The organism is Streptomyces oceani (genome assembly GCF_001751245.1).
In the GTDB taxonomy this organism is placed as follows: Bacteria; Actinomycetota; Actinomycetes; order Streptomycetales; family Streptomycetaceae; genus Streptomyces; species Streptomyces oceani.
This window is the reverse complement of sequence record NZ_LJGU01000115.1, coordinates 119,838-132,170: the sequence shown is the minus strand read 5'-3', so window position 1 is coordinate 132,170 and position 12,333 is coordinate 119,838. Positions and strand designations below refer to the sequence as shown.

At 74.4% G+C, this 12,333-nt stretch carries 1 protein-coding gene and 3 pseudogenes; all 4 read left to right on the top strand.

Annotation, left to right across the window (positions count from 1 at the left end; genetic code table 11):
• Positions 1-4,054 (top strand): annotated as a pseudogene (locus AN216_RS31225) (type I polyketide synthase); the annotation flags it as partial.
• A gap of 9 nt (positions 4,055-4,063) precedes the next feature.
• A pseudogene (locus tag AN216_RS31220) lies at positions 4,064-6,298 on the top strand (polyketide synthase dehydratase domain-containing protein); the annotation flags it as partial.
• A 60-nt stretch (positions 6,299-6,358) separates the two neighbouring features.
• Positions 6,359-10,804, top strand: a pseudogene (locus AN216_RS31215) (type I polyketide synthase); the annotation flags it as partial.
• Between the two features lie 81 nt (positions 10,805-10,885).
• Entirely contained in the window at positions 10,886-12,265 is a 1,380-nt protein-coding gene (locus AN216_RS31210) for an alpha/beta fold hydrolase (RefSeq protein WP_476755927.1), read from the top strand.
• Positions 12,266-12,333 lie beyond the last annotated feature (68 nt).

Sequence of the window (12,333 nt, the reverse complement as noted above, 5' to 3'; positions counted from 1 at the left end):
GGTGGGTGCTGCGTTGGTGACGGGTGCGTCGGGGGTTTTGGGTGGGGTGGTGGCGCGGCATGTGGTGGAGCGGTGGGGTGTGCGGGAGGTGGTGTTGGTGTCGCGTCGGGGTGGTGGGGCGCCGGGGATGGGGGAGTTGGAGGAGGAGTTGGTGGGGTTGGGTGCGCGGGTGCGGGTGGTGGCGTGTGATGTGGGTGATCGTGGGGCGTTGGCGCGGGTGGTGGAGTCGATTGAGGTGTTGTCGGTGGTGGTGCATGCGGCGGGTGTGGTGGATGACGGGGTGGTGGGTGGGTTGGATGTGGGGCGTGTGGAGCGGGTGTTGGGTCCGAAGGTGGATGGGGCGTGGTGGTTGCATGAGTTGACGTGTGGGCGGGAGGAGGTGGTGGATTTCGTGTTGTTCTCGTCGGCTGCTGGGGTGTTCGGTGGTGCGGGGCAGGGGGGTTACGCGGCGGCGAACAGTGCGGTGGACGCGTTGGCGCAGTCGCGGAGGGCGTGGGGGTTGCCGGCGACCTCGCTGGCCTGGGGCCTGTGGGCGGAACGCAGCCAACTGACCGCCGACCTCGGCGCCGAGGACCTGGCCAGGATGTCACGCGCGGGTATGCTTCCCCTGGCCACCAGCGAAGGGCTCGCCCTTCTGGAGGCCGCTCGGGGCGCCGGGCGCGCGCTGCTCGTGCCCGCACGGATCGACCCCGCGATGCTGCGCGGAGAATCCGTGCCCGCCCTGCTGCGTGGCCTCGTACGAGAACCGCACCGGCGGCCGGAGGCGGCACCCGTCGAGCGCGGCTCGCTCACGGCCCGACTCGCCGCCCTGCACCCGGACGAACGCACCCGGACGCTCCGCGAACTGGTGTGCTCGCACGCCGCCGCCGTGCTCGGCCATGCCTCCCCGCAGGACGTACGAGACGACCGGGCGTTCTCCGAGCTGGGCTTCGACTCGCTCACCTCCGTCGAGCTGCGCAACCGGCTCGCCACCGCCACCGGGCTGCGACTGCCCGCCACCCTCGTCTTCGACCACCCGAAGCCCACGATGCTGGCCGACCATCTGCGTACCCAACTGCTGGACGAGGAGACCGAGGCGACCGGGTCGGCGGATCGGGAGCCGCGGCAGCTCACCCCGACGGCGGGGACCGCGCCGCGAGCGGATGACGTGATCGCCGTCGTCGGCATGAGCTGCCGCTATCCCGGAGGGATCAACTCCCCCGAGGACCTGTGGAAGCTGCTGCTCGCCGGTGAGGACGCGATCGGGCCGTTCCCCACGGACCGGGGCTGGAATCTCGAGCGGCTCTTCGACCCCGATCCGGACGCGCCCGGCACCAGTTACGTCACCGAGGGCGGATTCCTCGACGGCGCCGGGGACTTCGACCCCGACTTCTTCGGTATCAGCCCACGCGAGGCGCTGGCCATGGACCCGCAGCAGCGCGTCCTGCTCGAGATCGCCTGGGAGGCCCTCGAGGGTGCCGGCATCGACCCGACGAGCCTGCAGGGCAGCGCCACCGGCGTGTTCGCCGGCGCCTACGGCCAGGACTACGGCTCCCTGCGGGACACCGACCCGTCCGGGCTGGAAGGGCACCTCCTGACTGGCAACGCCCCCAGCATCGTGTCCGGCCGGGTGGCCTACGCCCTCGGCCTGGAGGGCCCGGTGATCACCGTGGACACCGCCTGCTCCTCGTCCCTGGTGGCCCTGCACCAGGCGGTACGCGCGCTGCGGGGCGGTGAGTGCTCGCTGGCGCTGGCCGGCGGGGTGTCGGTGAACGCCTCGCCGGGGGCGTTCGTCGCGTTCAGCCGGCAGCGTGGCCTGGCCGCCGACGGGCGCAGCAAGGCGTTCTCGGAAACAGCGGACGGTATGGGCCTCTCCGAGGGCGCCGGAATGCTGCTGGTGGAGCGGTTGTCCGACGCGCGCCGGCACGGCCACCCCGTGCTCGCCGTGCTGCGGGGCAGCGCCGTCAACTCCGACGGCGCCTCCAACGGCCTGTCGGCCCCCAGCGGTCCCGCCCAACAGCGGGTGATCCGCCGCGCGCTGGCGGACGCCGGGCTGGACGCCACCGCGGTGGACATGGTGGAGGCACACGGCACCGGGACCTCCCTGGGCGACCCGATCGAGGCGCAGGCGCTGCTCGCCACCTACGGCCAGGGCCGCGCCGAGGAACCGTTGCGGTTGGGTTCGGTGAAGTCCAACATCGGCCACACCCAGGCCGCCGCCGGGGTGGCCGGCGTGATCAAGAGCGTGCTGGCCCTGCGGCACGGCACCCTGCCTCGTACGCTGCACGCCGACGAGCCCTCCGCCCGGGTGGACTGGTCAGCGGGTGAGGTGGCCCTGCTCACGGACGCCCAGCCGTGGCCGGAGACCGGCCGCCCACGCCGCGCGGCCGTCTCCTCGTTCGGGATCAGCGGGACGAACGCGCACGTCGTCCTGGAACAGGCGATGCCACACGAGCCCGCCGCGCCGCACGAGCCGGCGGGTACGCCGGACCCCCCGGCCGCCGTACCGCTGACGCTCTCCGCCCGGACCGAGGACGCCCTGCGGGACCAGTCCCGACGGCTGCGGGAACACCTCCTGGCCAACCCGGAGCTCCCGCTGCACGGCGTGGCGCGGACCCTGGCCACCGGCCGCTCCCGGATGGAGCACCGCGCCGTCATCCTCGCCGATGACCGGACCGCCGCGCTCGACGCCCTCGACCAGCTCACCGCCGACGCCCCCGGGGCCCCCGTGACGTACGGAGTGGCGCCGTCGAGGGACGTCGAGCCGGTGTTCGTGTTCCCCGGGCAGGGCTCCCAGTGGGCCGGGATGGCGGTCGACCTGCTGGACTGCTCGCCGGAGTTCGCGACGCGTATGGACGAGTGCGCCGAGGCGCTGTCCCCGTACGTCGACTGGTCACTTCCCGAGGTCCTGGCGGACGCCGAGGCGCTGCGCCGGGTGGACGTGGTGCAGCCCGCGCTGTTCGCGGTGATGGTGTCCCTGGCCCGGCTGTGGGAGGCCCACGGCGTCCGCCCCGCCGGCGTCATCGGCCATTCCCAGGGGGAGATCGCCGCCGCCTGCGTCGCCGGAGCCCTGTCACTGTCGGACGCGGCCCGCGTGGTGGCACTGCGCAGCAGGGCGCTGCTCGCCCTCACCGGTCACGGCGGCATGGTGTCCCTCGCGCTGGACCTCGAGGACGTCCGGAGCCGTCTGCGTCCGGGCGTCACCGTGGCCGCCGTCAACGGTCCCTCGTCCGTGGTCGTCTCGGGTGAGCGCGCGGCCCTGGACGAACTGCTCGCCGAATGCGAGCGGGACGGCGTACGAGCACGCGACGTGCCGGTGGACTACGCCTCGCACTCCCCGCAGGTCGACGCTATCGGCGACCGAATCCTCGAGGACCTGCGCGGGATCGAGCCCCGAGCGGCCGACATCCCGTTCTGCTCGACGGTCACCGGCGAACGACTCGACGGTGCCGCGCTGGACGCCGCGTACTGGCTGCGCAACCTGCGCGAGCCCGTACGGCTGGACCGGGCGGTCGCCCTGGCCCTGACGCACGGGCACGGCGCGCTGCTCGAGGTGAGCCCGCATCCGGTCCTCACCACCGGCCTCGCGGAGACCGTCCACGAGGCGGGCAGCGAGGCAGCCGTGCTCAGCACCCTCCGCCGCGCCGAGCACGGCCCGCGACGCGCGCTGACCGCGCTGGCCGAGGCGTACGCGGCCGGCCTGCCCGTCCGCTGGGACCTGCCGCCCGCCGAACCGGTCGCGCTGCCGACCTATGCCTTCCAACACCGGCGGTTCTGGCTGACGGAGGCGGCCCCACCCGCGGACGTCGCCGGAGCGGGGCTCGACGCCGCCGACCACCCGCTGCTAGGCGCCGAGATCGAACTGGCGGACGGCGGACTCCTGCTCACCGGCCGGTTGTCGCGGCACGCCCACCCATGGCTCGCCGACCATTCCGTACGCGAGACCGTGCTGGTGCCCGGCACGCTGTTCGTGGAACTCGCCGTCCAGGCGGGCGACCGGGTCGGCCTCGGCCAGGTCGAGGAACTGACCCTGCAACAGCCCCTGGTGCTCCCGGAGCGGGACGACGTACGCGTCCACGTCACGGTGCACGCCCAGGAGCACCCGGCACGCCGGGAGTTCAGCGTCTCGGCGCGGCGCGCCACCGAACCGTGGACCACGCACGCCGTCGGCACCCTGTCCGCCCCGGACACGGCGACCGAGAGCGGCGCGCTGGAGACCCGGCCGCCGGCCGACGCCGAACGGATCGACCTCACCGGTTTCTATCCGGCGCTGGCCGCCGCCGGCACCCAGCACGGCCCCGCCTTCCGGGGGCTGCGCGCGGCCTGGCGGAGCGGCACGGAGGTGTTCGCCGAGATCGAGCTGGCCGATCCGGCCGCCGCCGCCGGCTTCGCCGTGCATCCGGCCCTGCTGGACGCCGCCATACACCCGGTCGCCCTCCTGGCGGGGCTCGCGGACGACCCGGAGGGAGGCCCGCGACTGCCGTTCTGCTGGAGCGGCGTGACCGTGGACGCGCAGGGTGCGACCTCCGCCCGGGTCCGCGTCACGCCGCTGGACGACGGTGGCCTCCGGGTGCGGGTCGCCGACGCGCGGGGCGCCACCGTCGCCAGCGCGCGGCACCTCACGCTGCGACCGCTCGGCGCCGCCGGGACCCCGCGCCGCGAGTCCCTGTTCCGGCTGAACTGGATGCCGCTCCCCGAGGGGGACGCCGCCGCGCGCCCCGAGTCGATCGCGCTGCTCGACTCCGCCGGTACGGACGGAGAGCGCGGGTACCCGGCACCGGACGGGCTGCCGGACCCGCTGCCGGACATCGTCCTCGCGGCGGCGCCGACCCGTACGCGCGGCACCGCCAGCTCGGTCCACGAGGAGACCGGGGCCGTACTCGACCTGCTGCGGGCCTGGTTGGCCGAGGAACGCCGCGCCGGCGCACGACTGGCCGTGGTGACCACCGGAGCCGTCGGCGACGCTCCCGACCCGGTGGCCGCCGCCGTCTGGGGCCTGGTGCGGTCGGCGCAGAGCGAACACCCGGACCGCTTCCTGCTGGTCGACCTCGACCCAGCCGCCGATCCCACGGAGCCGGCTGATCCCACCGCAGTGTCGCCTCAACTGCCGGACCTGCTGCGTGAGCCCCTCGCCACCGCGCTCACCGCGGGCGAGGAGCAACTGGCCCTGCGGGACGGCCGGGTTCTGGTGCCGCGCCTGGCCCGGACCGAACCGACCCTCCTGGCCCTTCCGGAGGACGGCGTTCCGTGGTCGCTGGAGCCCGGCCCGTCCGGGTCCCTCGACGACCTGGCCGCGGTGCCCCGCCCGGGCGCCGGCGCGGAGCCGGAGCACGGGCAGGTACGGATCTCGGTCCGCGCGGCGGGCGTCAACTTCCGAGACGCCATGATCAGCCTCGGGCTGTACCCGGACGCCGCGGAACTCGGCAGCGAATGCTCCGGCGTGGTCACCGCGGTCGGGCCCGACGTGACCGAACTGGCCGTGGGCGACCGGGTGTTCGGCCTGGTCACCGCCGGCTTCGCGGACACGGTGCTGGCGGACGCCCGCACCGTCCTGCCCATCCCGGACGGTTGGACCTTCGCCGAGGCCGCGGCCGTACCGGTCACCCACACCACGGCCTACTACGCGCTGGTCGACCTCGCGGGCCTGGGCGCGGGCGAGTCCGTGCTCATCCACGCCGCCGCCGGAGGCGTGGGCTCGGCTGCGGTGCGGCTCGCCGGACACCTGGGCGCGGAGGTCCTCGCGACCGCGAGCCCCGCCAAATGGCCCGCCGTGCGCGCCCTGGGCGTTCCCGCCGACCGCCTCGCGTCGTCCCGTACCACCGACTTCGCGGACGAGTTCCACACGGTCACCGAAGGGCGCGGGGTGGACGTCGTGCTCGACGCGCTGGCCGGGGAGTTCGTGGACGCCTCGCTGCGACTGCTGCCCGCCGGCGGCCGGTTCGTCGAGCTGGGCAAGACCGACGTACGCGATCCCGAGGAGGTCGCGGCGCGGCATCCCGACGTCCGGTACGCCGCCTTCGACCTGGGCGACGTCCCCGCGCAGCGACTCGGCGAGATCCTGCGCACCGTGGTCGACCTGCTGCGGGACGATGCGGCGCACCCGCCGCCCCCGACCGTAAGCGACCTGCGCCGCGCGCCGGAGGCCCTGCGCACCCTCAGCCAGGGCAGGAACGTGGGCAAGTTCGTCCTCGCCCTGCCGCCCGCACCGGATCCGAACGGCACCGTGCTGATCACCGGCGCCACCGGCGTACTGGGAAGCCTGGTCGCGCGGCACCTGGTGACCGCGCACGGCGCGCGCCGCCTGCTGCTCGTCAGCNGGTCCCTCGACGACCTGGCCGCGGTGCCCCGCCCGGGCGCCGGCGCGGAGCCGGAGCACGGGCAGGTACGGATCTCGGTCCGCGCGGCGGGCGTCAACTTCCGAGACGCCATGATCAGCCTCGGGCTGTACCCGGACGCCGCGGAACTCGGCAGCGAATGCTCCGGCGTGGTCACCGCGGTCGGGCCCGACGTGACCGAACTGGCCGTGGGCGACCGGGTGTTCGGCCTGGTCACCGCCGGCTTCGCGGACACGGTGCTGGCGGACGCCCGCACCGTCCTGCCCATCCCGGACGGTTGGACCTTCGCCGAGGCCGCGGCCGTACCGGTCACCCACACCACGGCCTACTACGCGCTGGTCGACCTCGCGGGCCTGGGCGCGGGCGAGTCCGTGCTCATCCACGCCGCCGCCGGAGGCGTGGGCTCGGCTGCGGTGCGGCTCGCCGGACACCTGGGCGCGGAGGTCCTCGCGACCGCGAGCCCCGCCAAATGGCCCGCCGTGCGCGCCCTGGGCGTTCCCGCCGACCGCCTCGCGTCGTCCCGTACCACCGACTTCGCGGACGAGTTCCACACGGTCACCGAAGGGCGCGGGGTGGACGTCGTGCTCGACGCGCTGGCCGGGGAGTTCGTGGACGCCTCGCTGCGACTGCTGCCCGCCGGCGGCCGGTTCGTCGAGCTGGGCAAGACCGACGTACGCGATCCCGAGGAGGTCGCGGCGCGGCATCCCGACGTCCGGTACGCCGCCTTCGACCTGGGCGACGTCCCCGCGCAGCGACTCGGCGAGATCCTGCGCACCGTGGTCGACCTGCTGCGGGACGATGCGGCGCACCCGCCGCCCCCGACCGTAAGCGACCTGCGCCGCGCGCCGGAGGCCCTGCGCACCCTCAGCCAGGGCAGGAACGTGGGCAAGTTCGTCCTCGCCCTGCCGCCCGCACCGGATCCGAACGGCACCGTGCTGATCACCGGCGCCACCGGCGTACTGGGAAGCCTGGTCGCGCGGCACCTGGTGACCGCGCACGGCGCGCGCCGCCTGCTGCTCGTCAGCCGCGGCGGACCCGCCGCACCCGGCGCGACGGCGCTGCGCGAGGACCTGCGGGCACTGGGCGCGGAGGCGGAGCTGGTCGCCCGCGACGTGTCCGACCGGGCGGAACTGGCCGCGTTGCTCGACGGGATCCCCGCCGAGCACCCGCTGACCTCGGTCATCCACGCCGCCGGCGTGCTGGACGACGGCATGCTGACCGAACAGACCAGGGAACGGCTCAGCCCGGTCCTCCGGCCCAAGGTGGACGCGGCGCTGGCCCTGCACGAGCTGACACGGCACCTGGACCTGTCCGCGTTCGTCCTGTTCTCCTCCGCCGCGGCGACGTTCGGCTCGCCCGGCCAGGCCAACTACGCCGCCGCCAACGCCTTCCTGGACGCGCTGGCGCGGCACCGCCGGGCGCAGGGCCTGCCGGCGATCTCGCTGGCCTGGGGATTCTGGGACGAGCGCAGCGAGTTGACGCGCCATCTCGCTGGCAGCGACCTGGCCCGAATGTCGCGTCTCGGCATTCTCCCGCTGTCGGCGGAGGACGGCCTCGCGCTGTTCGACGCGGCCCTGGCCGTGGAGGAGCCCGAGGTGTTGCCCGTACGGGTCGACACCGCGCTGCTCGCCCGCGTGCCCGCGCCCCCGCCCCTGCTGCGCGGACTGGTACGCGCGCCCGCGCGCCGTACGGCCACGGCACTGGAGGCGGCGACCGGGCTGGCCGCGCGGTTGCGGGACTCGGCGCCACGCGAGCAGCACCGGACGCTGGCCGACCTCGTACGGACGCACGCGGCGACCGTGCTGGGACACGCCGGGGCGGACGACATCGCCGAGACGCGTGCGTTCCGGGAGCTGGGCGTCGACTCGCTCACGGCCGTCGAGCTGCGCAACCGCCTCGCTTCCGCCACCGGGCTGCGGCTGCCCGCGACGCTGGTGTTCGACCATCCGACCCCGGAGGCGCTGGCCGAGTACCTGCGCTCCGAACTGCTCGGCGCCTCCGAACCGGCACCGACGGCGGCAGGCCGTCCGGCCGAAGCACGGCGGACACCGCGTGGCGACGAGGGAGACGATGTCGCCATCGTCGCGATGAGCTGCCGCTATCCCGGCGGCATCGAGACCCCGGAGGACCTCTGGCGCGGCCTGCTGGAGGGCGAGGACCAGATCGGTCCGCTACCCACGGATCGGGGCTGGGACACCGACGGGCTGTTCGACCCCGACGCGGACCGCCCTGGTACCAGCTACGTCACCGAGGGCGGGTTCCTCGCCGGCGCGGGGGACTTCGACTCCGACTTCTTCGACATCAACCCGCGTGAGGCCCGCACGATGGACCCCCAGCAGCGGCTGCTGCTGGAAACGGTCTGGGAGGTCTTCGAACGCGCCGGAATCGACCCGGTGTCGCTACGCGGCAGTGACACCGGCGTGTTCGCCGGCATCAGCGGCCAGGACTACGGCGCGTTGGTGGCCAACTCCGACAGTGAGGCGGAGGGTTACCTCGCCACCGGCAGTTCGGCCAGTGTGCTGTCCGGACGGGTGGCGTACTCCTTCGGCTTTGAGGGGCCGGCCCTCACGGTGGACACGGCGTGTTCCTCCTCGCTGGTGGCGCTGCACCAGGCGATGCGGGCGGTACGCGGCGGCGAGTGCTCCCTCGCGGTGGTGGGTGGCGTCTCGGTGATGGCCACCCCCAGCGCCCTGGTGTCGTTCAGCCGGCAGCGCGGCCTCGCGGCCGACGGGCGATGCAAGGCGTTCGCGGACCAGGCGGACGGCATGGGCATGGCCGAGGGTGTCGGAGTGCTGCTGGTCGAGCGACTGTCTGAGGCGCACCGTCGTGGCCATCCGGTGCTGGCCGTGGTGCGGGGCAGCGCGGTCAACTCCGACGGTGCGACCAACGGCCTGTCCGCGCCCAGCGGGCGTGCGCAACAGCGCGTGATCCGGCAGGCGTTGGCGGACGCGGCGCTGACGTCGTCCGAGGTCGACGTCGTCGAGGCACACGGCACCGGGACCACCCTCGGCGACCCGATCGAGGCGCGGGCGCTGCTGGCGACGTACGGACAGGAGCGCGCCGAGCCGGTGCTGTTGGGCTCCGTCAAGTCCAACCTGGGGCACACCCAGGCGGCGGCGGGGGTGGCCGGGGTGATCAAGACGGTGCTGGCGCTGGAGCACGCGCGGGTGCCGCGTACGCTGCACGTCAACGAGCCGTCGACACACGTCGACTGGTCCCTGGGCGCGGTGTCCCTGGTGTCCGACACCACGCCGTGGCCGGACACGGGGCGACCGCGCGGAGCCGGTGTCTCGTCCTTCGGCATCAGCGGGACCAACGCGCACGTCGTCCTGGAGCAGGCCCCGGTGCCGCCGGACACGCCCGTCGCCGGGCCGGTCCAGGCACCGCCGCCGGGTTCGCTTCCCGTGGCGCTGTCCGCCCGTACCGAGGCCGCCCTGCGGGAACAGGCGGCTCGGTTGGCCGGGTGGTCGCGTACGGCCGAGGAGGCCGAAGCGGCCGGCACGGGCACGGCGGCGCCGGACAGCTGGCTGACCCGACTCGCCACGACCCTGGCGCACAACCGCACCCGGTTCCCGCACCGGGCCGTCGTACTCGCCGGCGACCGCGAAGAGTTGCTCGCGGGTCTCGACACGCTCGCCGAGGGCGCCGGCTCCCCGACCGTGCTTGAGGGTGTCGCGCGCTCCTCAGCCCGGGTCGCCTGCCTGTTCGCCGGACCACTCGTCATGCGTGCCGGGACGGTCGCGGACCTGTGCCGGCACCCGGTGTTCGACGAGGCGCTGGACGAGGTCTGCGCCGCGCTGGACCCGCACCTGGACCGTCCGCTGCGACCGGCGCTCACCACCGGCGAGGGACTCGACGACACCGACCCCACGTTGTCCCAACCGGCGGCCTTCGCCCACGAGGTGGCACTGTTCCGCCTGTTGTGGTCCTACAGCGTACGCCCGGACGTCCTCCTCGGACACTCGACGGGCGAGATCGCCGCCGCCCATGTGGCCGGCGTGCTGTCCCTACCGGACGCGGCCCGGCTCGTGACCACACACGGCCGGCTGCTGGCGGTGCTCCCGACACCGAGCGACACGCTCGCGGTGGGCGCCAGCGAGGAGGACGTACGGGCGCTGCTGCGGGCGGACGGAGCGCCGGAGGCCCACATCGCCGCCGTGCACGGGCCGCGTGTCGTCGTGGTCACCGGACCCCGCGAGGCCGTGCGGGACCTCGAGAGCACGCTCGCCGGGCAGGGGGTGAGTGCCTGGCGGCTGCCCGCCCCGCTGCCGGGGCACACCCCACTGGTGGAACCGATACTGGCCGAACTCCGCGAGGTCGCGGCCGACGTGACCTACCACCAACCGGACATCCCCATGGTGTCCACGGTCACCGGCGCTCGGGCCGGCGCGGATGACTTCACCACCCCGGGGTACTGGGCACGGCAGGCTCGGGAGGCCGTGCGGCTCGCCGACGCGGTACGCACCGCGACCCGGTCCGGGGACTGGACCCTGCTCGAGGTCGGACCGGGCAGCGAGGTCACCGAGTCGCTGGGGGACAGCCTTGGCGAGGAGGTCCTCCCGCTCGCGGCCGTGCGCACCGAAGTGCCAGGGGGCGCCTCCGTCCTCCGTGCCCTGGCGACGCTGCACGTCCGGGGCGTGCCGGTGGACTGGGAGGCTATCCGGCCCGGCCGGGCGCACCTGCCGCTGCCCACCTATCCGTTCCAGCGCGAGCGCCACTGGGTGGAGGGCCCGCAGCCGTTGCGCCGGTCCGGGCCGGCCAGCCAGCCGGACGCTGCACCTGGGTCGGACGAGTCCGGGCGGCACGTGTCCCCGGAGCACCTGCGGGGCCTGGCGCCCGCCGAGCGGGCCGAGACCGTACGGCGACTGGTGCTGGACTGCGCCGCCGCCGCGCTGGGCCGCCGGAGCACCGAGGGGCTGGACCCACAGCGTGGCTTCCTGGAGCTGGGTTTCGACTCCCTGACCGGCACGTCCCTGCGCAACCGACTGTCCAGGGCGACCGACCTGCCACTCCCGGCCAGCCTGGTCTTCGACCTCGCGAGCCCCGCCGCACTGGCCGAGCGGATCGCCACGGACCTCGGGGAGCTGGCGGTCCCGTCGTCGCCACAGCCCAGCGGCGGCCAGGGACTGGTGCCGCTCTTCGAGCAGGCCGTACGACAGCGGCGGGTGGACGGCTTCATGGAACTGCTGGACGGCGCGGCCGGCTTCCGGGACGCCTTCTCCGCCCCGGCGGACCTGGACGAGCTGCCCCAACCGGTCTGGCTCTCCCGCGGCGGGGCACAGCCCAGACTGGTGTGCCTGCCGTCCTTCGCCGGCATGGCCGGACCACACCAGTACGCCCGGCTGGCCACGGCCCTGGACGGCGCGTACGAGATGGCGGTGCTGCACCAACTCGGCTTCACCGCGACGGAACCGTTGCCCCGGGAGCTGACGGCGATCGTGCGGACGCACGCCGAAGTGGTGCTACGCCACCTGGGCGACGCGCCGCTCGTACTGCTCGGCTACTCCGGAGGCGGCCTCGTCGCTCACGCGGTGGCGGCGGAACTGGAGCGAATCGGCCACCCGGTCGCGGGCGTGGTGCTGGTGGACACCTACCCACCACAGCAGGAGGACGTGCTCCAGGGCCTGCAACCCGCCCTCCACCGGGGGCTGCTGGACCGGCTCAAGATCATCGGGGCTGGCTGGGGTGACAGTTGGCTGACCGCCATGGCGCGGTACTCCACCTTCGACTGGTCCCCGGTGGGGATCAAGTCCCCCACGCTCGTCCTGCGCTCCACCGAGCCCGTGGGCGGCTGGGACGGTGACGAGGACTGGCGGGTCTGCTGGGAACTGCCGCACCAGGCCACGGATGTCGCCGGAGACCACTTCTCGATCATGGAGGACGACGTACCCACCACCATGGAGGCGCTGCTCGACTGGCTCGGCCATTGGCCGACCACGGAGACCGACTGACACCGGCTGACACCGGGCTGAACGACGCCCGGCCGGCCCGCTGCTGGGGCCGGCCGGGCACGCCCTCA